Origin of the sequence: Mycobacterium sp. SMC-8 (assembly GCF_025263565.1) — a bacterium.
Classification (GTDB): domain Bacteria; phylum Actinomycetota; class Actinomycetes; order Mycobacteriales; family Mycobacteriaceae; genus Mycobacterium.
On record NZ_CP079865.1, the window covers coordinates 2,178,704 to 2,200,866 of the forward strand.

The 22,163-nt window shown below is 69.3% G+C and carries 24 protein-coding genes and 1 riboswitch; of the genes, 16 read left to right on the forward strand and 8 right to left on the reverse strand.

Annotated elements, in window-relative coordinates:
• Nucleotides 1-62 precede the first annotated feature (62 nt).
• Both KXD97_RS10585 and KXD97_RS10590 read right to left on the reverse strand, forming a co-directional pair.
• Nucleotides 63-911, reverse strand: a complete 849-nt coding sequence (locus KXD97_RS10585) for an SDR family oxidoreductase (RefSeq protein ID WP_260756702.1) — start codon at nt 909-911, stop codon at nt 63-65.
• Nucleotides 912-931: 20 nt separating this feature from the next.
• The gene (locus KXD97_RS10590) at nt 932-1,660 is read right to left on the reverse strand and encodes a DUF899 domain-containing protein (RefSeq protein ID WP_260756703.1); all 729 of its coding nucleotides are present in this window, start codon (nt 1,658-1,660) and stop codon (nt 932-934) included.
• An 87-nt stretch (nt 1,661-1,747) separates the two neighbouring features.
• Here KXD97_RS10590 and KXD97_RS10595 point away from each other — a divergent pair, with 87 nt between their 5' ends.
• The 5 genes from KXD97_RS10595 to KXD97_RS10615 all read left to right on the forward strand — a co-directional run bounded on the left by KXD97_RS10595 (nt 1,748) and on the right by KXD97_RS10615 (nt 5,028).
• Nucleotides 1,748-2,080: a helix-turn-helix transcriptional regulator gene (locus KXD97_RS10595; protein ID WP_260756704.1), complete on the forward strand. Its 333-nt coding sequence runs from the start codon at nt 1,748-1,750 to the stop codon at nt 2,078-2,080.
• On the forward strand, nt 2,077-2,514 hold the full coding sequence (locus tag KXD97_RS10600) for an SRPBCC domain-containing protein (RefSeq protein WP_260756706.1): 438 nt from the start codon (nt 2,077-2,079) through the stop codon (nt 2,512-2,514). The genes KXD97_RS10595 and KXD97_RS10600 overlap by 4 nt, the downstream gene beginning before the upstream one ends.
• On the forward strand, nt 2,507-2,998 hold the full coding sequence (locus KXD97_RS10605) for a GNAT family N-acetyltransferase (RefSeq protein WP_260756707.1): 492 nt from the start codon (nt 2,507-2,509) through the stop codon (nt 2,996-2,998). The genes KXD97_RS10600 and KXD97_RS10605 overlap by 8 nt, the downstream gene beginning before the upstream one ends.
• Nucleotides 2,999-3,035: 37 nt before the next feature.
• Nucleotides 3,036-3,299, forward strand: coding sequence for a hypothetical protein (locus KXD97_RS10610; RefSeq protein WP_260757910.1), 264 nt, complete (start codon nt 3,036-3,038; stop codon nt 3,297-3,299).
• A 124-nt stretch (nt 3,300-3,423) separates the two neighbouring features.
• On the forward strand, nt 3,424-5,028 hold the full coding sequence (locus KXD97_RS10615) for an alpha/beta hydrolase fold domain-containing protein (RefSeq protein WP_260756708.1): 1,605 nt from the start codon (nt 3,424-3,426) through the stop codon (nt 5,026-5,028).
• 61 nt (nt 5,029-5,089) lie between these two features.
• Here KXD97_RS10615 and KXD97_RS10620 read toward each other — a convergent pair whose 3' ends face one another.
• The gene (locus KXD97_RS10620; protein WP_260756710.1) at nt 5,090-5,842 is read right to left on the reverse strand and encodes an MBL fold metallo-hydrolase; all 753 of its coding nucleotides are present in this window, start codon (nt 5,840-5,842) and stop codon (nt 5,090-5,092) included.
• A gap of 23 nt (nt 5,843-5,865) precedes the next feature.
• Here KXD97_RS10620 and fgd point away from each other — a divergent pair, with 23 nt between their 5' ends.
• From fgd to KXD97_RS10640, 4 genes are read left to right on the forward strand one after another with little or no spacing between them, the layout of a single operon-like run.
• Complete coding sequence (gene fgd / locus KXD97_RS10625; RefSeq protein ID WP_260756711.1) at nt 5,866-6,876, forward strand: glucose-6-phosphate dehydrogenase (coenzyme-F420); 1,011 nt, start codon at nt 5,866-5,868, stop codon at nt 6,874-6,876.
• A 15-nt stretch (nt 6,877-6,891) separates the two neighbouring features.
• Nucleotides 6,892-7,863 carry an endonuclease/exonuclease/phosphatase family protein gene (locus KXD97_RS10630; RefSeq protein WP_260756712.1) on the forward strand — a complete coding sequence of 324 codons (972 nt, stop codon included), beginning with the start codon at nt 6,892-6,894 and terminating at the stop codon, nt 7,861-7,863.
• A gap of 17 nt (nt 7,864-7,880) precedes the next feature.
• Nucleotides 7,881-9,959 (forward strand): phosphate acetyltransferase, encoded by a 2,079-nt coding sequence (gene pta / locus KXD97_RS10635; protein ID WP_260756713.1) that lies wholly within the window; start codon nt 7,881-7,883, stop codon nt 9,957-9,959.
• 6 nt (nt 9,960-9,965) lie between these two features.
• A complete protein-coding gene (locus KXD97_RS10640) occupies nt 9,966-11,108 on the forward strand; it encodes an acetate kinase (RefSeq protein ID WP_260756714.1) in 1,143 nt (380 codons plus the stop codon).
• Here the strand turns inward: KXD97_RS10640 and KXD97_RS10645 are convergent.
• The 4 genes from KXD97_RS10645 to glnX form a co-directional block, all read right to left on the reverse strand.
• A complete protein-coding gene (locus KXD97_RS10645) occupies nt 11,028-11,486 on the reverse strand; it encodes an STAS domain-containing protein (protein WP_260756715.1) in 459 nt (152 codons plus the stop codon). The genes KXD97_RS10640 and KXD97_RS10645 overlap by 81 nt on opposite strands.
• Nucleotides 11,487-11,751: 265 nt before the next feature.
• A complete protein-coding gene (locus KXD97_RS10650; protein WP_260756716.1) occupies nt 11,752-14,040 on the reverse strand; it encodes a serine/threonine-protein kinase PknG in 2,289 nt (762 codons plus the stop codon).
• Nucleotides 14,040-15,014: a glutamate ABC transporter substrate-binding protein gene (locus KXD97_RS10655; protein WP_260756717.1), complete on the reverse strand. Its 975-nt coding sequence runs from the start codon at nt 15,012-15,014 to the stop codon at nt 14,040-14,042. The genes KXD97_RS10650 and KXD97_RS10655 overlap by 1 nt, the downstream gene beginning before the upstream one ends.
• Nucleotides 15,014-16,333 (reverse strand): protein kinase G-activating protein GlnX, encoded by a 1,320-nt coding sequence (glnX, locus tag KXD97_RS10660; protein ID WP_260756718.1) that lies wholly within the window; start codon nt 16,331-16,333, stop codon nt 15,014-15,016. The genes KXD97_RS10655 and glnX overlap by 1 nt, the downstream gene beginning before the upstream one ends.
• Nucleotides 16,334-16,490: 157 nt before the next feature.
• On the opposite strand from glnX, the gene KXD97_RS10665 reads away from it, so the two are divergent.
• Complete coding sequence (locus KXD97_RS10665; RefSeq protein WP_260756719.1) at nt 16,491-16,982, forward strand: NUDIX hydrolase; 492 nt, start codon at nt 16,491-16,493, stop codon at nt 16,980-16,982.
• Here KXD97_RS10665 and thiE read toward each other — a convergent pair.
• The gene (gene thiE, locus KXD97_RS10670) at nt 16,966-17,628 is read right to left on the reverse strand and encodes a thiamine phosphate synthase (RefSeq protein ID WP_260756720.1); all 663 of its coding nucleotides are present in this window, start codon (nt 17,626-17,628) and stop codon (nt 16,966-16,968) included. The two genes, KXD97_RS10665 and thiE, sit on opposite strands and share 17 nt — an antisense overlap.
• A 35-nt stretch (nt 17,629-17,663) precedes the next feature.
• Nucleotides 17,664-17,774, forward strand: a riboswitch (TPP riboswitch).
• Here thiE and thiO point away from each other — a divergent pair.
• From thiO to KXD97_RS10700, 6 genes are all read left to right on the forward strand, one after another.
• On the forward strand, nt 17,765-18,781 hold the full coding sequence (gene thiO / locus KXD97_RS10675; RefSeq protein ID WP_260756721.1) for a glycine oxidase ThiO: 1,017 nt from the start codon (nt 17,765-17,767) through the stop codon (nt 18,779-18,781). (Overlaps the previous riboswitch by 10 nt.)
• A complete protein-coding gene (gene thiS, locus KXD97_RS10680; protein ID WP_260756722.1) occupies nt 18,778-18,975 on the forward strand; it encodes a sulfur carrier protein ThiS in 198 nt (65 codons plus the stop codon). Before thiO ends, thiS begins: the two co-directional genes overlap by 4 nt.
• A gap of 1 nt (nt 18,976) precedes the next feature.
• Nucleotides 18,977-19,747, forward strand: a complete 771-nt coding sequence (locus tag KXD97_RS10685; protein WP_396884983.1) for a thiazole synthase — start codon at nt 18,977-18,979, stop codon at nt 19,745-19,747.
• Entirely contained in the window at nt 19,744-20,508 is a 765-nt protein-coding gene (locus KXD97_RS10690) for an SGNH/GDSL hydrolase family protein (protein WP_260756723.1), read from the forward strand. Before KXD97_RS10685 ends, KXD97_RS10690 begins: the two co-directional genes overlap by 4 nt.
• On the forward strand, nt 20,505-21,410 hold the full coding sequence (locus KXD97_RS10695) for an ATP-binding cassette domain-containing protein (RefSeq protein ID WP_260756724.1): 906 nt from the start codon (nt 20,505-20,507) through the stop codon (nt 21,408-21,410). Before KXD97_RS10690 ends, KXD97_RS10695 begins: the two co-directional genes overlap by 4 nt.
• Nucleotides 21,407-22,162, forward strand: a complete 756-nt coding sequence (locus KXD97_RS10700) for an ABC transporter permease (RefSeq protein WP_260756725.1) — start codon at nt 21,407-21,409, stop codon at nt 22,160-22,162. The genes KXD97_RS10695 and KXD97_RS10700 overlap by 4 nt, the downstream gene beginning before the upstream one ends.
• Nucleotide 22,163 lies beyond the last annotated feature (1 nt).

A 22,163-nucleotide genomic window follows, 5' to 3' on the forward strand; every position in this document is an offset into this window, starting at 1 on the left:
GTCATTCGGCTAGATCCGACTGCCGAATTCCTCATCGCGGCTCGTGCCTCGCCGCTTGATCGTCATTCGGCTAGCCCCTGCGCGGACCGTGCCCGCTGCTCATAGCCCTGCCGCTCGGCGGTGTCGAACTCTAGGAACACGCTGTCCAGGCCCAGCTTGTTGTTCATCCAGCGGCGTCCCCGCGGCCCGAGCATCTGCGCCGCCTGTGCGGTGAAGCGCAGGAACGGCGGCACCGACACATGGGTCTTGGGCTTGTCGAGCGTCTTGGCCACGGCCGCGGCGATTTCTGCCGGCTCCACCGGCTTGATGGCAGCGGTTTCCTTTGTGCCCGAGATCAATTCGGTCTTGGTGAACGGCGGCATCACCACCGACACATGCACCCCGTGCGGTGCCACCTCGTCGGCCAGGGCGGCGGACAACCCGACGACGCCGAACTTCGCACCTACGTAGACCACCTGCCCGGGGACCGGGATCAGCCCGGACAGCGACGCGATGTTGATGATGTGGCCCCGCCCGCGGGCGATCATGTCCGGCAGCGCGAGCTGGCAGCCGGTGATCACCCCGTACAGGTTGACCTCGATGGACGAACGCACGGCCTGCTCGGACTGCTCCAGGAAGGGGCCGATCGGCATCACGCCGGCGTTGTTGATGAGCACGTCGAGGTGGCCACCGCCGTCGGTGCGGGCCTTGTCGAGGAAGGTGGAGAACGACTCCCGGTCGGTGACGTCGAGCGGATAGCCCGACACCGGCCCGAGGTTGCCCAGCCTGGCCACCGACGACTCCTGTAGAGCGACGTCGCGGTCGCCGATGACGACGCGCGCACCCCGCTTGAGGAGGGTTTCGGCGGTCGCGTATCCGATACCGCGGGCCGCTCCGGTGATCGCGATGGTCTTACCCCGGATGTTGTCCATGCGCGCGAACTTTACATGTGTCAACTTTCTCTGGGAAGAGCCCTCGGCAGGTCGCCGGGCCCGGGGCCGTACGCGTCGTGCCAACGCCACCACCGATAGGGCGCCGACTGCGGGTGTCCGGGCGGCGAATCCTCCCAGTTTTCCTGCCGCCCGAGGGCGGTGATGTCGAGGAAGTTCCAGGTGTTGACGAATGCCTCGTCGCCGCGGCGGTTGACGAAGTAGGTGCGGTACACCCGGTCGCCGGCGTCGTCGGGCCAGCGGATGAACGCGTTGGTGCCGTGCCACTGGTCGACACCGAAGTCGACGTCGAACGCACGTGTGTCATCGGGAAGCATTGTGTACCAAGGGATGGCCCATCTCATCCGGGACTTCATCCGGGTGATGTCCGATTGCGGGCCCCGGGAGACGTACACCAGGGTGGTGTCCCGCGCGTTGAGGTGGGCGAGGTTGCCGATGTGATCGGCCATCAATGAGCAGCCGACGCAACCGTGTTCGGGCCAGTCGTCGGGGCCGGGATCCATGAAGGCCCGGTAGACGATCAGCTGTCTACGGCCGGCGAACAGGTCCGGCAGGGTGACGGTGCCGTCCGGTCCTTCGAAGCGGTACTCATTGTCCACCGGGGTCCACGGCATCCGGCGCCGCAGCGCGGCGAGCGCGTCCCGCGCCCGCGTCATCTCCTTCTCCTTGACCAGCATCTCGGCCAGCGCCGAATCCCAGTCCTGCGCCGACACGATCCGCGGGAGTTCCATGACACCCTCCTTCCGACCAACATTCAACAGATTGGTTGAACGATCCGGACATTCAGCAGACCACGCGCCCCGGCTATAGTCAACAGAATGGTTGAAGATCCGGTGCTGGACCGGACCTACGCGGCCCTCGCCGATCCCACGCGCCGACGGCTGCTGGAAGCGCTACGCGACGGCGACGCGCGGATCAGCGACCTGGCTGCGCCGCTGCCGATGACGTTCGCCGGGGTGTCGCGCCACGTCGGGGTGCTCGAGGCCGCCGGTCTGGTGCGGCGCGAGGTGCGCGGCCGCGAGCACTGGCTCTCATTGAAGCCCGACGGACTGTCGGCGGCCCAGCGGTGGATGGACGAACAGACCGAATTCTGGTCGGCCCGCGCCGAGGCGCTGTCAGAACGCCTGCGCAGGAAGCAGGACCGCCGGTGACCGAAGCTCCGGTAGTCCGGGTGCGCCGCGTCATGCCCGCGGAGCCCGAGGTCGTCTTCGACGAGTGGCTGGATCCGGTGGCCCTTGTGGACTGGATGTGCCCGCGCCCGTCCCGGTGCGTGGCGGTGACCGTCGAACCGCACGTCGGTGGCCGGGTGCGGTTCGACGTCGACGACTCCGGACGGTCGGTGCTGATCACCGGGCAGTTCCTCGAGATCGACCGGCCGAACCGGCTGCGCTTCACGTGGACTCACTCCGGCTGGGCGGATCCGACGGCGACGAGCATCGTCGATGTCGCGTTCGAGCCGCACGGCGACGGCGCGACACTGATGTCCGTCGAGCATTCGCTGCTGCCGCCGGAGGCGTTCTCCGACCACGACTCCGGGTGGGCGCTGACCGTCGAGCAACTCGCGGCGGTGCTGGCGCGTGGGTGAAGGGGCCGCACTGCGGTTCGTGGCGGTGGGCCAGGACGATCCGCTCGCCGCACCGCTGATCGACGAGCTCGCCGTCGAATACGCCGACCGCTACGGCGGCGAACGCGACCGGGTCCACGCCTGGCTGCGCGGCTACCCCGCCGACGAGTTCGTCGGCCCCGACGGTGGTCTGCTGATCGGCGTGCTCGACGGGCGACCGGTCACCGGCGGGGCGTTCCGCCGCTTCGACGAAGCCACCGCCGAACTCAAGCGCATCTGGACCGACAGCGCCCACCGGCGCCGCGGGTACGGCCGCGCGCTGGTCTCGCGACTCGAGGACGACATCGCCGCGCGAGGCTATTCGCGCATCTATCTGACGACCGGAGACCGGCAGCCCGAGGCGGAGGCGTTGTACGTGTCGATGGGGTACCGGCGGCTGTCCGAACCGTTGCCGGGCGAGGGCGAGGTCTATCCGATCGCGTTCTTGAAGGTGCTTGCGCTATAGGCTGGCCGGTGTGTCGCAGGCGACCGTGGGCTGGCTGATGTTGGCCGCTGCCGCACTGACGTTCGCGATCGGCGGGGTATCTCGGCTGCTCGTCGGCCGCCGGCGTGACAGCAAGCCGGTGCGACTGCTGGTGAAGATTTTCCGCAGGACCGGGATCGCCCGGGTGCTGTTCGGGCGCTTCGAGTCCGACGTCCTCGACGACGACGAACTCGACACGATGATCCTGATGCCGGCGATCGTCGTCGCGTGCGGCCTGGCCCTGACCGCGCTGTTCCTGCTCGGCTACGACAGCCTGGCCTGATGCAGTCGTAGGGAGGACGAACAGCGGTCGGTGCGCAGTTTCAGTAGCCGACTACCGAGTCCGTTCGAGCGCAGAGGCACGAGGATTCCACTCGTCAATGTGCGCAAGCCGGAAGAGGTGCGTGATGGCGAGCAGACATCATCCAGGCCGCACCGATCAGCTCGGCCGGATCGGCGGGTGGGTGGTCGCCCTCGGCATCGGTGCCGGAGTGACGACCGGTCTGGGCTGCGGGATTGCCTGGGCGGAGAGCGACGACGCGTCGTGTCCATCGTCCTCGGACTCGTCGCTCACACGAGAGGACGTCGAACGGAAAGACGCCGGGCCCGCCCGCGTCGACCGAGCCGACGATGAAACCGTGGGCCACGACGAAACCGTGGGCCAGGATGCCGGCCTCGGGGACGCCGGGACCGAACGGGGCGCGGACCCCGGCGGTGACGGCGAGGAAGACGCCGACGAGGTCGACGAAGACGGCGACGGCCCGCCGCCGCGCTCACCGAGAGCGGACCATCCGACAGAGCCGCCACCGGAAGTGATCCGGAGCATCCGCCATGCCACCACCGGATCGAGTGACGACCACGAAAATCGGTCGGGCCCGCCGACCTCACGGCGGGTCGTCTCGATGCCGACCGCAGTGCCGGCCGACCGGACACCGGTCAATCGTGCGACAGACGACACGCCCAACCCGGCCGGCACCCATCCGGCGCTGCTGACACTGGTGACCTCGGTCGGCCGCGACACCGAGCAGATGTCAAGCAGGCAGCACCTGCAGTTCAGCCGGACGACCACCGAGATCGAGCAGGATGCGGATGGAAAGACCGCCCCTGCTGTACCGGCGTCGTTCACAGGGGAACCCTCGGCGGCATCGAAGGTCACCACGGCCGTGTTCCGGGCGATCCGTGCGGTCACCGGCGTTCTGGGACTGGAGTTCGTCACCGACATCGGGCCGCTGATCGCCAGCGAGTCGCCACCGTGGTTCACCACGATCGGCGTGAAGGTTCGGCGCAGCGAGTTCGACGGGATGCCGGTAGTCGCCCTGGGTCCGCCACGACCGTCCGGCAAGTATGTGGTCGCCGTGCACGGCGGCGCCTACGTCGTCAAACCCACTGTCTTCGAATGGCTCCAGTACGCCTCGTGGGCCCGCGACACCGGCGCGACAGTCCTGATGCCCCTCTACCCGTTGGCGCCGGGCGGCACCGCGCGCACAGTCGTCCCCGTCATCGCCGACCTCATCTCGAACGAGATCGAGCAACACGGCGCCCGAAACGTCAGCGTCACAGGTACATCCGCGGGAGGCGGCATCGCTCTGACCGCAGTACAGGAACTGGTGCGTCGCGGCGATCAGGTCCCGTCGCACATGGTGCTGTCCTCGCCCGCACTGGATCTGACGGTGAGCAACCCGGCGATCCAGTTCGTCGACGATCCGATTCTGACGTCGACCACCGTGCGCAGAGCCCAGCAGTGGGCCGGGGACCTGGAGCTGACAGACCCGTTGGTGAGCCCGTTGTACGGATCGCTGGCGGGCCTGCCGCCGACCGCGATCTACTCCGGAAGTCTCGATCTGCTCGCCCCGGACGTCCTGGTCCTGCAGGACAAGGCGATCGCGACGAAGGGATCGGATGTCACGTTCGTCTTGCGGAAGGATCAACTCCACGCCTGGGCCGGAATCTTCTGGCTTCCCGAAGCGCAGGCCCTACTCCCGGACATCTATCGGCAGCTCGGACTGCTCTGACGCTTGCCTCAATTCACGGCTCGCCGTGGTCCTCAATTCACGGCTCGCCGTGCTCCTGAATTCACGGCTGCGCCGTGGCCGCCTGCTTCACCGCATCCCTGACCCGTCCCCGCCACACCGGCCCGTGCCCGGGCAGCAGCACCTCGGTGTCGAGCATGCCGAGCGCCTCGAGGCTGCGCCGGCACGCGTCCTCGTCGTGGTTGAACACCGACGGCAGCAGCTGCGGGCCCTGCCGCGTGGACACCGGGTGACCGGTCACCAGGGCGTCCCCGCTGATCAGCACGCCGTCGACCAGGTAGGAGCAGTGCCCGCCGGTGTGCCCGGGAGTCGGGACGCACCGGGGGGCGCCGGGCAGCCCCGCCGCGACGTCCTCGGTCAGCGTGGCGGTGGTGGGGATGCCGGAGTGGTCGAGTCCGCCCTTGCGGATGATCGCCACCGACCAGGCCAGCCACCTGGGCCGCCACGCCTGCGCGGCGACAGCCAGCGGTGAGGCCTGCTCGAGATACTCGCGTTTGGAGTGGCCGACCTCGTCGGCGTGGCAGTACACCGGGGTGCCGTGCTCCCGGGCGAACCAGATCGCCGACCCGAGATGGTCGATGTGCGCGTGGGTCAACAGAATCGCGCGGACGTCGGCCGGCCCGAACCCCAGCTGTCCCAGTGAATCCAGCACATCCTGACGGCTGCCCGGAAATCCGGCGTCGATCAGCACCACGCCCTCCCGGGAGCCCGAACCTCCGGTGACCAGGGTCCAGTTCACCAGGTCGGTCTGGGCGAAGTGGACGCGGTCGGTGACGGCCGTCAGTACCGGTGCCATCAGGCGAGTGTAGAAACATAGTTATGGCTGAACTGAAACTGGGCTACAAGGCGTCGGCGGAGCAGTTCGCCCCGCGGGAACTGGTCGAACTCGGTGTCGCGGCCGAGGAGTACGGCATGGACAGCGCGACGGTCAGCGATCACTTCCAGCCGTGGCGGCACAAGGGCGGGCACGCCCCGTTCTCGCTGGCGTGGATGACCGCGGTGGGGGAGCGCACCCAGCGGCTGGTGCTGGGCACGTCGGTGCTCACCCCCACCTTCCGGTACAACCCGGCGGTCATCGCCCAGGCCTTCGCGACGATGGGGTGCCTGTACCCGAACCGGATCTTCCTCGGAGTGGGCACCGGCGAGGCACTCAACGAGATCGCCACCGGCTACGAGGGCCAGTGGCCGGATTTCAAGGAGCGCTTCGCGCGGCTGCGCGAAGCGGTGCAGCTGATGCGCGAACTGTGGCTCGGCGACCGGGTCGATTTCGAGGGCCAGTACTACAAGACCAAGGGCGCCTCGATCTACGACGTGCCCGAGGGCGGTATCCCGATCTACATCGCCGCGGGCGGGCCGCAGGTCGCCAAGTACGCCGGCCGCGCCGGCGACGGCTTCATCTGCACCTCCGGCAAGGGCGAGGAGCTCTACAAGGAGAAGCTGATCCCGGCGATGCGGGAAGGCGCCGAGGCGGCCGGCAAGAACCCCGACGACATCGACCGGATGATCGAGATCAAGATCTCCTATGACACCGATCCCGAACTGGCGCTGGAGAACACCCGGTTCTGGGCCCCGCTGTCGTTGACCGCCGAGCAGAAGCACTCGATCGACGATCCGATCGAGATGGAGAAGGCCGCCGACGCACTGCCGATCGAGCAGGTCGCCAAGCGGTGGATCGTCGCGTCCGACCCGGACGAGGCCGTCGCCAAGGTCAAGGACTACGTCGACTGGGGCCTCAACCATCTGGTGTTCCATGCGCCCGGGCATGACCAGAGGCGGTTCCTGGAACTGTTCCAGCGCGACCTGGAACCGAGGCTGCGCAAGCTCGGCTGAGCAGCGACACCGCGCATGATCCGCATTCCTGCGACGGTGCTGGGCGTGGGCGCCCTGGCCGCCGCGGTGGTAGGCCTCGCCGCCCGCTACCTGCCCATCACCGGGCACCCCATGCTGATCGTCGCCGCCGCGGCGCCCTACCTGGCGCTCGCGGCGCCGGCGGCGATGCTGTTGCTTGCCGTCGGCAGGCGCTGGCTGCTCACCCTGGTCTCGGTCGCGCTGACCGTCGCGTTGATGTGGATGTACGTGCCGCGGTACCTGAGTTCGGCGGCTCCCGAAACCGCGGCGGTCGACGTGCGCGTGCTGACCGCGAATCTCTATCTCGGGCAAGCCGATCCGGCTGCATTCGCCACGCTGGCCCGGAACGTCGCCGACATCGTCGCGGTGCAGGAGTTGACGCAGCAATCCGCGGACGGGTTGTCGGCGGCGGGCATGGACGGGGTCTTTCCGTACCGGGTGATCCTGCCGGCCCGCAACGCCTCCGGCATCGGGATCTGGAGCCGGTATCCGATCGTGCACTCCGGCCGCATCGACGGCTACACGATGCCGATGGTCGGGTCGCGGATCCGGATCCCTGGCGTGCGTGTCGACGCCACCGTGCTGTCGATACACCTGCCCGGTCCCTGGCCGGCGCCCATCGACGGGTGGCGCGACGACATCGCCCGCCTGCCCGAGACCCTGCGCGATGTCGGCCGCACGGCGGGCGCGGGCGCGGTGATCGTCGCCGGGGACTTCAACGCCACCTCCGACATGGCGCCGTTCCGCCGCCTTCTGGACGAGGGCTACGGCGACGCCGGTGCCGACGCGGGAGCCGGCCTGGTCCGCACCTATCCCGGCCGCGGAATGCGCCCGCCGCTGCTCGGCATCGATCACGTCCTGACCAAGAACTGCTCCACCGTCGGCGCCACCACGGTGACCGTGCCGGGCGCCGACCACCGCGGTCTGGTGGCCACCCTGCAGGTGCCGGTGGACATGACAGCCAGTTGACAGGCAGGCTTTGACCCGTGCCTGACGCCTCGACGGGAGCAACCTCCTCGATCTACCTCGCGTCGCCGGAGGGCGACACCGGAAAATCGACCATCGCGCTGGGCATACTGCACAGGCTCGCCGCCACGGTGCCGAGGGTCGCGGTGTTCCGGCCGATCACCAGGACCGGTGAGGACCGGGACTACATCCTGGAGTTGCTGCTCGATCACACGACCGCGGAGCTGCCGTACGAGGACTGCGTGGGTGTGGGCTATCAGCAGCTGCACGACGACCCCGAGGCCGCGCTGGCCGACATCGTGGACCGGTTCCACCGTGTCGCGGACCGCAGCGACGCGGTGCTGATCGTCGGCAGCGACTACACCGACGTGGCCGCGCCGAGCGAGCTGTCCACCAATGCGCGCATCGCGGCCAATCTCGGTGCGCCGGTGGTGCTCGCGATCAAGGCCAAGGACCGCACCCCCGAGCAGGTCGTCCAGGTGGCCGAGGTCTGCATCGACGAGATCGCCGCGCAACACGCCCACACCGCCGCGGTGGTGGCCAACCGCTGTGAGCCGACGCAGATGACCGCGGTGGCCGAGGCGCTCACCGCGGTCGAGCCGCGCAGTTACGTGCTGCCCGAGGAGCCGCTGCTGGTGGCCCCTTCGGTGGCCGAGCTGCGGGACGCGGTCGATGGCACCCAGGTGCAGGGGGATTCGGCGCTGCTCGACCGCGAGGTGCTCGACGTGCTCGTCGCGGGTATGACGGCCGAGCATGTGCTGGAACGACTCACCGAGGGCATCGCGGTGATCACGCCGGGGGACCGCTCCGACGTGGTGCTGGCCGTGCTCAGCGCGCATGCCGCAGAAGGCTTTCCGTCGCTGTCGACGGTGATACTCAACGGCGGGCTGACTCTGCACCCGGCGATCGGATCGCTGGTGTCGGGACTGGGCTTGCGGGTGCCGATCATCGAGACCGGATTCGGCACCTTCGAGACCGCGAGCCGGGTGGCGGCCACCCGCGGCCGGGTCACTTCGAAGTCGCACCGCAAGATCGACACCGCGCTGACCTTGATGGAGACCCACGTCGACACCGCCGAGCTGTTGGCGCAGCTGGCCCTTCCGATCCCGTCGGTGGTCACCCCGCAGATGTTCACCTATCAGTTGCTCGACCAGGCACGGGCGGACCGCAAGCGCATCGTGCTGCCCGAGGGCGACGACGACCGCATCCTCAAGGCTGCCGGCAGACTGCTGGACCGCAGTGTCGCCGACCTCACCATCCTCGGCGACGAAGCCCAGATCCGGTCCCGGGCAGCCGAACTCGGCGTGGATCTGTCGGACGCGGCCGTGCTCGACCCGCGGACGAGCGACCTGTGTGACCGGTTCGCCGAGCAGTATGCGAAGCTCCGTGCGCACAAGGGCGTGACGGTGGAGCAGGCCCGCGAGATCATGCACGACGTGTCGTATTTCGGCACGATGCTGGTGCACAACGACATCGTCGACGGCATGGTGTCCGGTGCGCGGCACACCACGGCGCACACGGTGCGCCCGGCCTTCGAGATCATCAAGACCCGGCCCGATGTCTCCACGGTGTCGAGCATCTTCCTCATGTGCCTGGCCGACGAGGTGCTCGCCTACGGTGACTGCGCCATCGTGCCCGATCCCACCGCCGAGCAGCTCGCCGACATCGCGATCTCGTCGGCGCGTACCGCCGCACAGTTCGGCATCGAGCCGAAGGTGGCGATGCTGTCGTACTCGACCGGCACCTCAGGTGCCGGCGAAGAAGTCGAAAAGGTACGTAAGGCAACCGAACTCGTGCGATCGCGGGCGCCCGAGCTACTGGTGGAGGGGCCGATCCAGTACGACGCCGCGGTGGAACCGTCGGTGGCCGAGACCAAGATGCCCGACTCGAAGGTGGCCGGCCACGCCACCGTGTTGATCTTTCCCGACCTCAACACCGGGAACAACACCTACAAGGCGGTGCAGCGCAGCGCGGGCGCCATCGCGATCGGACCTGTGCTGCAGGGTTTGAACAAGCCGGTCAACGACCTGTCCCGTGGCGCGCTGGTCGAGGACATCGTCAACACGGTGGCCATCACCGCGATCCAGGCGCAGGGGTGATTGGCGATGACACGCTCGGTGCTGGTGCTCAACACCGGTTCGTCGTCGGTGAAATACGCGGTGGTGGACCCGGATTCAGGTGCGCTCGTCGCGGACGGCATCGTCGAGCGGGTCACCGACCATGCCGCGGCGATGCAGGTGGTGTTCGAGTCGCTGGCCTCTGACGGCCACCACCTCGATGACCTCGGGCTGGTCGCGGTCGGGCACCGCGTCGTGCACGGCGGTCCCGACCTCTATCAGCCCACCGTCATCGACGACCAAACCATCACCCGCCTACAGGAACTGTCCGCCCTTGCGCCGCTGCACAATCCGCCGGCCATCCTGGGAATCGAGGTGGCCCGCAAGGCGCTGCCGGACCTGCCCCACGTCGCGGTGTTCGATACCGCGTTCTTTCACGACCTGCCGCCTGCGGCGGCCACCTACGCGATCGACGCGGACGTCGCCGAGTCCTGGCGCATCCGCCGCTACGGGTTCCACGGCACGTCGCACCAGTACGTCAGCGAACGGGCCGCCGAGTTCCTCGGTGAGCCGCTGGACTCGCTGAGCCAGATCGTGCTGCACCTCGGCAACGGCGCATCGGCGTCGGCGATCGTCGGGGGAAGGCCGGTCGAGACCTCCATGGGGCTGACCCCGATGGAGGGACTGGTGATGGGAACCCGCTCCGGTGACGTGGATCCCGGCGTGATCTTCTACCTGTGGCGCACGGCCGGGATGAAGGTCGAGGACATCGAGACGATGCTGAACAGGCATTCCGGGGTGCGCGGTCTCGGCGGTGAGGTCGACTTCAGGGAACTGCACCGCAAGATCGAGTCCGGTGACCCCGCAGCGCAACTGGCCTACGAGGTGTACATCCACCGGCTGCGCAAGTACATCGGCGCCTACCTGGCGGTACTGGGTTCAGCCGATGTCATCACGTTCACCGCCGGCGTCGGCGAGAACGACGCGGCGGTCCGGCGCGACGCGCTCTCCGGTCTGACGGCGTTCGGCATCGAACTCGACGAGCACCTCAACGAGAGCCCGGCCCGGACGGCCAGGCGAATTTGCCCGGAGGGGGCGCCGACGGCGGTGCTAGTTATACCCACCAACGAGGAGTTGGCGATTGCTCGGGCGTGTGCGGGAGTACTTGGCGCTGGGCTCGGCGACGGGTAGCTCACGTTGCGGATCGCAGATCCGGAGCAGGCGGCGGACGTGAGTTCCCGCGAGCAGTCTCCAGCGAACGCCGCTTCGGGCACAGACCACGTTGATGTTCGACAGTGCGGCGAAGCCGGAGGCCGCGAAGAACTCGACGGTCTGCAGGTCCAGGATCAGCTTGCGGGCCCCCGCCAGACGCTTCTCCACGTAGCACGCGAGCGCCATGCTGTTGACGGCGTCGATCTCCCCGTGGATCGTCACCAGGACGCTCGACGGTGGCAGTTCGCAGGCGGAGAACGTGGCCCGGTGGTGTTCCTCGCGCAGTTCGAACGAGGTGGGATCCGGCCGGAAGAACCGCTGTGTGCTGGGGGCCGGCAGTGGATCTGGTGCGGACATGTGGACTCCCCTGGACGAAGTCGAAGTCAGGTGGCAGGCCCTGGGTCTCAAAGCTGCGCCGATGAAGTCACCTGGTAGTGGCGCCACGATACTACGGAATCAGTGGGCTGACCATATGCCGTTGTGAATCACATGTATGTGCGTTAACCAGCACGTTTGGCCATATGTCAGTCCTGGCGAGTCGCGGCAACCGGCGAAGGCGTCAATATCTGGACCTCCAGCAACGGATTCCGTAGTTGCCGGAGCGGTGCCGGGCGGTGCCGGATCAGAACGTCGACATCGGGCGCACGCTGTTGGCCAGGTCGACCAACGCGTACCGGTGGGCCTGGGTGGGCGCCACGCGGGCCAGGCTCCGCAACGAGGCCTCGACCCCGAGCTGCAACCCGTGCTCGGTGAACGGGAAGCCCAGAATGTGGTTGGTGCTGGCGGTGTTGTCCGCCAGCCAGTCCATCGCCGTGCCCAGCACCAGCGCGCGGATCTGCAGCACCCTGGGTTCGGTGTCGGGCAGCGCCTCCACCCGGCGCGCGGCGTCACGGATGTGCTGTTCGGTGATCTCACCGCTGGACCGACCGGACAGCAGCGTGACCGCGCTGGTCAACCGGGCGGTGGTGAAATGTCTTGAGGTGGCCGGTACTTCGTCGAGTGTGCGGACCGCGGCGTCCCGGTCTCCAGCAGCCGACTGCGCACGGGCCAATCCGAAACCGGCGGAGATCACCCCGTGGTCGGTGGACCACACGGTGTCATAGAACTTGCGCTCGTCCGCGGTGCCGGCCAGTTCGGCGGTGGCGGCCAGCGCCAGCTTCGGGGCCAGCTCGCCGGGCAGGGTGTCCAGCACTTCGGTGAAGTGCTTTGTGGCGGAGTCATAATCGGCGGTCAGCAGCTCCGACACGGCCCGGAACCAGACCAGCCGCCAGCGCCATCCGATCCGCTCGGCGAGTTCGTCGAGCTTGCGGGTGGCCTTGGCGACGTCACCGAGATCCAACAGCGCGCGGACCTCCATGAGCGGCAACTCCACCGACTCGCTCAGGTCGATGCCGTCGGAGTCCAGCGCGCCGTGTCGGGCGGCGCGCAACGAGTCCAGCGTCTGCACCGGTTGGCTCAGCAGCGTCGCCGACAGCACGGTGGCCCCGACATCGGTGGGGTCGACCAGCGGCACCTGGAGAGCCCGGACGATCTCCTGGGCGGTCAGCTTCTCCGAGTGCACCTGACCGTCGAGGTACACATCGGTGTGGGCGACCAGCAGATCGACCCCGAACGTCGAGCGTGACGGGCTGAAGGTGGTCGACAGACCGGGCCGGGGCACCCCGGTGTCCTTGGCCACCACCTCGCGCAGCACACCCATCAGCTGGCTGGACATCTCCTCGGCGCTCTGGAACCGCCGCCGCGGATCGGGGTCGATCGCGCGCCGCAGCAGCCGGCCGAACGAGTCGTACTCGCGCAGCACCGGATCGTCCTCGGGCAGTCCGTCGACGTAACGGCCTTTGCGGGTGCGCAGCTTCAGTGTCAGCGCAGCCAGCGTGCGACCCACCGTGTAGATGTCCGTGGCCACCGTCGGGCCGGTCCGGACGATCTCCGGCGCCTGGTAACCCGGTGTGCCGTACAGGTATCCGAAGGAGTTGATCCGAGACACCGCGCCGAGGTCGATCAGCTTGAGCTGGTCCTCGGTCACCATGATGTTCTCGGGTTTGAGGTCGTTGTACACCAGGCCCAGCGAGTGCAGATAGCCCAGGGCGGGCAGGATTTCGAGCATGAAGCCGATCGCCTCGGCGACGGGCAGCAGCGTCCGTTCGGTCTTGCGGTGGTGGGTGGCCTGTTTGAGCGACGTCCCGCCCACGTACTCCATAACGATGTAGCCGACCGGGTTGCCGTGCTTGTCGTCGTGCTCGACGAAGTTGTAGATCTTCACGATCCCGGGATGGGTCACCTCGGCCAGGAACTGCCGCTCGGCCATCGCGATCGCCTGCGCCTCGGCGTCACCGGAGTGCACGAGTCCCTTGAGCACCACCGGGCGGTCGTTGACGTTCTTGTCGAAGGCCAGATACACCCAGCCCAGCCCGCCGTGGGCGATGCAGCCCTTGATCTCGTACTGGTCGGCGACGATGTCGCCGACATTCAGCTGCGGTAGAAAGGAATAAGCGCTGCCGCAGTGCGGGCACCAGCCTTCGGAGGGGGCCTTGCCATCCTTGGTTGACCGGCCCACGGGCCGGCCGCAGTTCCAGCAGAAACGTTTCGACTCGGCCACCACGGGATCGGTCATCAACGCGGCCAACGGATCCCGGGCCCGGACCCGCGGGATCTCGACCAGCCCGCCGCCCAGTCTGCGGGTCGGCGACATGTAGCGGGTCACCGTCGTGGTGTTCAGCTGCGGCTCGGTGTCTCCGGTGTGGAACTGCGCGTCGTCGTCGTCATCGTCGTCGTCGAAGAAGTTGGGCCGGAACACCGCCTGGGTCGCCATCGGCCGCGCCGTCGACATCGTGTCGTCGGCCAGGTCCGAGAAGTTCGCGGGCTGGGTACCCGGATCGCCGTCTAAGGTGGTGTCGTCATGTTCGGCCATCAGTCCGTGTACCTCGCGACAGGGGGCCCGGGAGCAGGTCCCAGCACGGTCAACCACTTGCGGTACAACGTGTTCCAGGTGCCGTCGCTCCGGATGCGCTGCAGCGTGCCGTTGACGTAACGCACCAGTGCGGTGTTCTCCAGATTGATCCCGATGCCGTAGACCTCCTCGTTCAGCGACGGCCCCACGATGTGCAGGTACGGATCCTGGGACACCAGCCCGGCCAGGATCGAATCGTCGGTGCTGACCGCGTCGACCTGCCGCTGCTGCAGCGCCACCAGGCAGTCGGCCCAGGTCACCACCCCGACGATGATCGGCGGCGGCGTAATCTGCTGAATCCGTTCCAGCGACGTGGTGCCCTTGGCCACGCAGACCCGCTTGCCGGACAGGTCCGACGACTGGCGGATGTTCGAATCCCGCGGCGCCAAAATGCGCTGGTTGGCAGTCAGGTACCCGGTGGAGAAGTTCACCAGCTTCTTGCGCTCGCACGTGATCGTCATGGTTTTGACCACGACGTCCACCTCGTTGTTCTGCAGCGCGGCGATGCGGTCGGCCGAGGCCAGGATGCGGTACTCCACCTGCGACGGCGTGCCGAAGATGTCGCGGGCGATCTCGCCGGCGATGTCGACGTCGAAGCCGGTGATCTCACCGGTGATCGGGTCGCGGAAGCTGAACAGGTTGCTGCCGATGTCCAGACCGACGATCAGGCGTCCGCGCGCCTTGATGTTCGCGACCGCCTTCTCGGCGTCCTTCTCGTTGTCGAACGGGCGCAGGCTCTCCCTCGGGTCGCAGTCGTCGTCGGCCCGGGCCGGCGGCTTCGCCGGCTCCGGCGGCATCTCCTCGAAACCGGCCGGGGTGGGCGGCGCGAGGATCACGGTCGGCGTGGGCACCACCGGAGACGTCTGCGCGCACCCGGCTAGCAGCAGCAGCACCGCCGCCAGCGCCGCGCCCAGGACTTTCGCGCAAGCGCTCATCACCGGTACTCGCTCAATCTCGGCCAGATCCCCAGCGCCACCGCCACGGCCGCCACGACCGACAGCGCGGCGGCCCCCACGGTCGCGCCGGACAGCACCCGGCGGGCGTTGACGATCTCGTTGCGCAGCTGGGTGCGGCTCTGCTCGATGCCCTTGCTCAGCGCCTCGTCGAGCTTGTTGAACGCGGGCGTGGAGTCGTCCTCGCCGGTGCCCAGCGCCACCTGCGTCGCGGCCTGGTAGTTGCCGACCGCGATGTAGGCCGAGATCCGGTCGTCGGCCGCACGCCACCGGTCCAGCAGTGTGGCGGCATCGGCGAGGTCGGTCTTGTCGATCGAGTCGTCGCGTGCCAGATACCTCGCCAGCTGCTCCTTCATGTCCTCGATGCGCTGGTAGTAGGACTGCTTCCGCAGGTCCTCGTCACCGCGGCGGATCAGTGACAGGGTCTCGTCCGCTCGCGCCTGCTGCGCGGTGATCGCGAGCGTGGTGACCGTCTTCAGCGATTCGGCCGCGGTCTCCTTGGCGCTGCGGCTGTCGGCGGTCGAGATCACCAGCGCCGTGCCGACCCACATCAACATGATCAGCACCGCCAGCCCGCCGGCGACGAAACCGATGTTGACGCGGCGGCGGGTCCGCTTGGCCAGCCACCGGTTGGCGAACACCCCGAACAGCAGCGTCGCGACCACCACCAGAATCACCGGCGTCGGGATGCGGGTCGACGCGGTGGTCTCGGCGTCCACCCGCGCCGAGGTCTCCTCGTAGAGCCGCTGCGCGTCGGGCAGGATCTTCTCCTGCATCAGCGCCGACGCCTCCGACAGGTAGGACGAGCCGACGGGATTTCCGGCACGGTTGTTGGTCCTGGCCGTCTCGACCAGCCCGGTGTACACGGCCAGCCGTGCGTTGATCCGGCCCAGCAACTGGACCAGGGACTCCTCGGTGAGGCCGCTGGACGCCCGTGTCACCGCGACCGACGCGTCGGTGATGGCCTGCTCGTAGCGTTGCCGCACCGCCCGCGGCTCGGCGCCGGCGATGAACGCGGTGGCCGCCGCGGCGTCGGCGACCGACAGCGTGGTGTAGAGCTGCCCGGCCGCGAACGACAGCGGCTCGGTGTGGTTGAGCACCGTCGTCAGGGCCTGCTGGCGGTCGTTGATCGTGGTCGAGGTCGCGAACGCGCTCGCGACGACCAGCGCGGCGAGCACCAGCCCGATGGTCAGGATGCGTCCGGGCGTGGTCCACAGGAACCACCACCGCGGATGAGACGCAGCTGTCGGCGACCGCGACGCAAGAGGCTCGGTCGAGGGGTGCGCCAACTCCACAGTCACGTCTGCGCGGACCTCATCCTGGTCTCGATCTCTCCGGTGGTCGTTCGGCCACAAACTCTAGCTACCGCGAATTCTATGAGGGAATTCTAAGAGCTCATCGGTCGGCGTGCGGGGATTCACGTGTCAAGAATCCGGACGCGTTCCCTATCCTGAACGCGTGCGTGGAGACGGGGACGGCTGGGTGGTGTCGGCGACCGGCAATGCCTACTGGGGCCGGCACGGCGCCGCCGGGCTGCTCCTGCGGGCGCCCCGCCCGGATGGGTCGGCCGCCGTACTGCTCCAGCACCGCGCGCCGTGGAGTCACCAGGGCGGCACGTGGGGGTTGCCGGGCGGTGCCCGTGACAGTCACGAGACCCCGGAACAGGCGGCGGTGCGGGAGGCGCACGAAGAGGCCGGGCTGCCTCCGGAGCAACTGACCGTGCGGACCACGGTGGTCACCGCCGAGGTGTCCGGATGGACCTACACCACGGTGATCGCCGACACCTCCGAAGAACTCGACACCATCCCCAACCGGGAGAGCGCCGAGCTGCGCTGGGTCGCCGAGGACGAGGTCGCCGACCTTCCCCTGCATCCCGGCTTCGCCGCGAGCTGGCAGCGTCTGCGCGAGGTCACGGCCGCGATCCCGCTGCTGGTCAACCCGCAGCGCTGAGCAGTCCGGCCAGCGTTTCGGCCGCCGCCTTCGGGTCGTCGGCCGCGGTGATCGCCCGCACCACCACCACCCGCCGCGCCCCGGCCGCCAGCACTTCCGGCAGCCGGTCGGCGTCGATGCCCCCGATCGCGAACCACGGTTTGTCGGTGCCCAGCGCGGCGGTCGCCCGCACCAGGTCCAGCCCCGGGGCGGGTCGGCCCGGTTTCGTCGGCGTCGGCCAGCACGGCCCGACGCAGAAGTAGTCGACGTCTTCGGCCGCCGCGGCCCGCACCTGGTCCAGGTCGTGCGTCGAGCGCCCGACCACGCGGTCGCCGATGATCTCCCGCGCCACACTGAGCGGCAGGTCGTCCTGACCGAGGTGCAACACGTCGGCGCCGGCCGCGCGCGCGATGTCGGCGCGGTCGTTGACCGCGAGCAACGCCCCGTGCCTGCGGGCCGCGTCGGCGAGCACCTGCAGCGCGTCGAGCTCCTGGCGCGCCTCCAGCGGCCCGAACCGCTGCTCGCCCGGCGACCCCTTGTCGCGGAGTTGGATGATGTCCACGCCGCCGGCCAGCGCCGCGTCGGCGAACTCGGCGAGGTCGCCGCGATCACGGCGGGCGTCGGTGCACAGGTACAGCGAAGCGCTCGCTAGTCGGGGTTCACGCACACTCGAACGCTAGCGCCGGCGCGACGTAGGCTGGTAGCCGACCACACGGGAGTCCCGGGTACGGGGACTGAGAGTGAGTCCGCCGACTCTTACCGTCACACCTGATCCGGGTCATGCCGGCGAAGGGAGCCAGTGAATGCCCACCCAGACCCGCGGGACGCTTGCCGTCGTCGGGGGCGGTGTCATCGGGCTCGCCGTGGCACGGCGGGCGCTGCAGGACGGCTGGGCGGTCCGCGTGCACCGTGCCGAGCAGGCCGGCGCGTCCTGGGTCGCCGGCGGCATGCTCGCCCCGCACAGCGAGGGCTGGCCCGGCGAGGAACAACTGCTGCGGATCGGCCTGGAATCCCTTCAGCTGTGGCATGACGGCTTCCTCGACGGGCTGCCGCCTGAGGTCGTCACCGCGCGCCGGTCGCTGGTCGTCGCCGTCGACCGCGCGGACGCCGCCGACCTCAGGACCGTTGCGGGGTGGTTGTCCGAACAAGGTCACCCGGTGACGCCGACCACGTCGGCGCGTGATATCGAACCCCTTCTCGCCCAAGGTATCCGGCACGGCTTTGTGGCCGACACCGAACTCGCCGTCGACAACCGCGCCGTCGTCGCCGGCCTCGCCGCCGAGTGCGAACGGCTCGGCGTGCAGTGGGCCCCGCCGGTGCCTTCGCTGGCCGAGACCGGTGCCGCCGACAGCGTCGTGATCGCCAACGGCATCGACGCCCCGACGCTGTGGCCCGGGCTGCCGGTGCGCCCCGTCAAGGGCGAGGTGCTGCGGTTGCGCTGGCGTCGCGGGTGTCTGCCGGTGCCGAAACTGGTGGTGCGCGCCCGGGTGCACGGCCGTCAGGTCTATGTGGTGCCGCGTGCGGACGGCGTCGTGGTCGGCGCGACGCAGTACGAACACGGCCGCGACACCGCGCCCACGGTGAGCGGCGTGCGGGATCTGCTCGACGACGCCTGCGCGGTGATGCCCGCTCTCGGCGAGTACGAGCTCGCCGAGGTCGGCGCCGGTCTGCGGCCTATGACGCCCGACAACCTGCCGCTTGTCGGCAGGGTCGACGAGCGCACCCTTGTCGCCGCGGGGCACGGTCGGTCGGGTTTCCTGTTGGCGCCGTGGACGGCGCAGACGATCGCCGCCGAGCTGGAAGGAGCACTGGTTCGATGAAGGTCACGGTCAACGACGAAACGGTGGAAGTCGACGAGAGCACGACGATCGCCTCGTTACTGGACGGCCTCGGCTTCCCCGAGAAGGGGATCGCGGTCGCGGTGGACTGGTCGGTGATCCCGCGCTCGCAGTGGGACACCGCGCTTTCCGACGGCGCCAAGGTCGAGGTGGTGACGGCGGTGCAGGGTGGCTGACGTGTGCACCTCTTTCTCGGCGGGCAAGCTGAGCATCGCCGGCCGCGAGTTCGGCTCCCGGCTGATCCTCGGCACCGGCGGCGCCGCGAACCTCGCGGTGCTCGAGTCGGCGCTGGTGGCCTCGGAGACCGAGCTGACCACGGTGGCGATGCGCCGCGTCGACGCCGACGGCGGCACCGGCGTGCTGGATCTGCTGACCCGGTTGGGCATCACGCCGCTGCCCAACACCGCCGGTTGCCGCGGAGCCGCCGAAGCGGTGATGACGGCGCAACTGGCCCGCGAGGCGCTGCACACCAACTGGGTCAAACTCGAGGTGATCGCCGACGAACGCACCCTGCTGCCCGACGCGCTCGAATTGGTCAGGGCCGCAGAGCAACTGGTCGACGATGGGTTCGTGGTGCTGCCCTACACCAACGACGACCCGGTACTGGCAAAACGGCTGGAGGACACCGGCTGCGCGGCGGTGATGCCGCTCGGTTCCCCGATCGGCACCGGCCTGGGCATCGCGAACCCGCACCACATCGAGATGATCGTCGACCAGGCCGAGGTCCCGGTGATCCTCGACGCCGGCATCGGCACGGCCAGCGACGCGGCGCTGGCGATGGAATTGGGCTGTGACGCGGTGCTGCTGGCCAGCGCCGTCACCCGCGCCGCCGATCCGCCCGCGATGGCCGCGGCGATGGCCGCCGCCGTGCGGGCCGGGTATCTGGCCCGCCGGGCCGGCCGCATCCCGAAGAGGTTCTGGGCGCGGGCGAGCAGCCCGGCCCTGTGAACAGATATGTGGCCCTGGGCAGTTCGATGGCCGCCGGGCCGGGCATCGGGCCGCGGGCACCGGGCTCCCCGCGCGCGGCGGGCCGATCGGCGCGCAACTATCCGCACCTGGTCGCCGACGCGCTGGGTCTGGACCTGACCGACGTCACCTTCTCCGGGGCGACGACGGCGCACGTGCTGCGCGAGACCCAGCACGGCGCACCACCGCAGATCCGCGCGCTCGACGGCACCGAGTCGCTGGTGACGGTGACGATCGGCGGCAACGACGCCGGTTACGTCCCGATGCTTTTCGCGGCTGGGCTGCCGCGGGCACTGCGGTCGGTGCCGCTGCTCGGCAGCCGGTTGCGCGACCTGCTGGACCCGGCGGCCCGCTACCTGGCGCTCCGGGAAGCCGGCAGTGCCCTGATCGAGGTCGGACACGAGATCCGGCGGCGGGCACCGCGGGCCACCGTATTGTTCGTGGACTATCTGACGCTGCTGCCGGCCACGGGCGACGCGCCGCCGCTGCGCGCCGCGGAGCTGACGCTGGGCAGGCACATTGCGGACACGCTGGAACAGCTCACGGCCGACGCCGCCCGGGCCAGCGGGTGCGGCCTGGTGCGCGCGGCCGAAGCGAGCCGCGATCACCACGCCTGGTCAGCGCAGCCCTGGACCACCCTGCCTGCCAGATTCGGGCTGCCCGTGCCGGGCCGGCCGGCGCCGCTGCATCCCAACGCCGCGGGCATGCGCGCGGTCGCCGACCTTGTGGTGGCCGCCGCGTGATCGAACTGACCGCGCTGAGCAAGACCTACGGCTCGACGCGGGCCGTCGACGGGCTGACGTGCACGATCGAACCCGGCGTCGTGACCGGGTTCCTCGGCCCCAACGGCGCGGGCAAGACCACCACGATGCGGATCATCCTCGGCCTCGACCACCCGACCTCGGGCACCGCCACCATCGACGGCCGCGCCTACCGCCGGCTGCGTGACCCGCTGCGCACCGTTGGTGCGCTGCTCGACGCCCGGCAGATCCATCCGAACCGCACGGTGCGCAACCATCTGCGCTGGATCGCCGCCAGCAACGGGCTCGGCAGACGCCGTCCCGACGAGGTGCTCGAGACGGTGGGGCTGTCCTCGGTGGCCGGCTCCCGTGCCGGCACGCTCTCGCTCGGGATGAGTCAGCGCCTGGGCATCGCCACGGCGCTGCTGGGCGATCCGCCGGTGCTGCTGTTCGACGAACCGGTCAACGGCCTCGATCCCGAGGGCATCCACTGGGTCCGCACCCTGATGCGCACGCTGGCCGCAGAAGGCCGCACTGTGCTGGTGTCCAGCCACCTGCTCTCGGAGATGGCCAACACCGCCGATCGGCTGGTGGTGATCGGCAAGGGCCGGCTGATCGCGTCGACCACGGTGTCGGAGTTCGTCGGGCGCTCCGGTGCCGCGACGGTACGCGTGCGTAGTCCGCGGCTGCCGGAGCTGCACGCCGCGCTCACCGCGGCCGGGTTCACCGTTGCGGCCGAACCAGACGCCCTGACCGTGCGGGACGCCACCACCGACGCCGTCGGTGAGGTCGCCGCGGCGCAGTCGATCGCGCTGCACGAACTGAGCGCACACCACGTCTCGCTCGAGCAGGCCTACCTGGCTTCCACCGACGACGCCACCGAGTTCCGGGCAGGGTCCCGATGAGGCGCGCCGCCGCCGTCCTCGACGCCGAACGGATCAAGCTGACCACGCTGCGCTCACCGCTGTGGGCGGCCCTGGCGGCCACCGCGCTGAGCGTAGGGCTCGCCGCGCTGCAGACCTCGGTCGCCTCCGGCTACGCCCGGCTGACCGTGCCCGAGGCGGCGCTCGGAGTCGCGGTGTTCGGCATTCCGGTGTTGATGATCGTCGCGGCGATGACGGTGACGGGGGAGTACCGCAGCGGGCTGATCGCGCTCACCTTCCTGGCCACGCCTGGCCGCACACTGGTGATATGCGCCAAAGCTGTTGTCAGCGCCGTCTTCTCAGCGGCCTGGGCGGCGGTCATGGTGCTGGGCGCGGTGTCGGCCGCGCGGCTGACCGCCGATCCCGGCGTCGCGGCCGCGCTGACGGTGCCGGCCACGCTTGGCTTCGCCGCGAAAGTGGCGTTGTACGCGGCGTCGGCAGCCGTGCTCGGAGTCGGGGTCGCGGTGTTGTTCCGGCACACCGCCGGTGCGGTGACCGTGCTGCTGCTGTGGCCTCTGCTGGTGGAACCGCTGCTGGCCAACCTGCCCGGCCGCGGCTGGCAGCTCGGCCCCTACCTGCCGTTCGGCAACGCGCTGCGATTCCTCGACGTGCAGTGGCTGTACCCGGGGTTCGTCATGCGGTGGGGCCCGGCGGGCTCGCTGGTGTGCTTTGCGGTCCTGGCCGGCGCCGTGTTCGTCGCGGCGGTCATCACCGTCAACCGGCGCGACGCCTAGC

Coding starts and splice junctions, on each gene's coding strand:
- KXD97_RS10585 (WP_260756702.1), bottom strand. CDS start 911: ATGGACAACATCCGGGGTAAGACCATCGCGATCACCGGAGCGGCCCGC.
- KXD97_RS10590 (WP_260756703.1), bottom strand. CDS start 1,660: ATGGAACTCCCGCGGATCGTGTCGGCGCAGGACTGGGATTCGGCGCTG.
- KXD97_RS10595 (WP_260756704.1), top strand. CDS start 1,748: ATGGTTGAAGATCCGGTGCTGGACCGGACCTACGCGGCCCTCGCCGAT.
- KXD97_RS10610 (WP_260757910.1), top strand. CDS start 3,036: ATGTTGGCCGCTGCCGCACTGACGTTCGCGATCGGCGGGGTATCTCGG.
- KXD97_RS10615 (WP_260756708.1), top strand. CDS start 3,424: ATGGCGAGCAGACATCATCCAGGCCGCACCGATCAGCTCGGCCGGATC.
- KXD97_RS10620 (WP_260756710.1), bottom strand. CDS start 5,842: ATGGCACCGGTACTGACGGCCGTCACCGACCGCGTCCACTTCGCCCAG.
- fgd (WP_260756711.1), top strand. CDS start 5,866: ATGGCTGAACTGAAACTGGGCTACAAGGCGTCGGCGGAGCAGTTCGCC.
- KXD97_RS10630 (WP_260756712.1), top strand. CDS start 6,892: ATGATCCGCATTCCTGCGACGGTGCTGGGCGTGGGCGCCCTGGCCGCC.
- KXD97_RS10640 (WP_260756714.1), top strand. CDS start 9,966: ATGACACGCTCGGTGCTGGTGCTCAACACCGGTTCGTCGTCGGTGAAA.
- KXD97_RS10645 (WP_260756715.1), bottom strand. CDS start 11,486: ATGTCCGCACCAGATCCACTGCCGGCCCCCAGCACACAGCGGTTCTTC.
- KXD97_RS10650 (WP_260756716.1), bottom strand. CDS start 14,040: ATGGCCGAACATGACGACACCACCTTAGACGGCGATCCGGGTACCCAG.
- KXD97_RS10655 (WP_260756717.1), bottom strand. CDS start 15,014: ATGAGCGCTTGCGCGAAAGTCCTGGGCGCGGCGCTGGCGGCGGTGCTG.
- thiO (WP_260756721.1), top strand. CDS start 17,765: ATGCCCACCCAGACCCGCGGGACGCTTGCCGTCGTCGGGGGCGGTGTC.
- thiS (WP_260756722.1), top strand. CDS start 18,778: ATGAAGGTCACGGTCAACGACGAAACGGTGGAAGTCGACGAGAGCACG.
- KXD97_RS10700 (WP_260756725.1), top strand. CDS start 21,407: ATGAGGCGCGCCGCCGCCGTCCTCGACGCCGAACGGATCAAGCTGACC.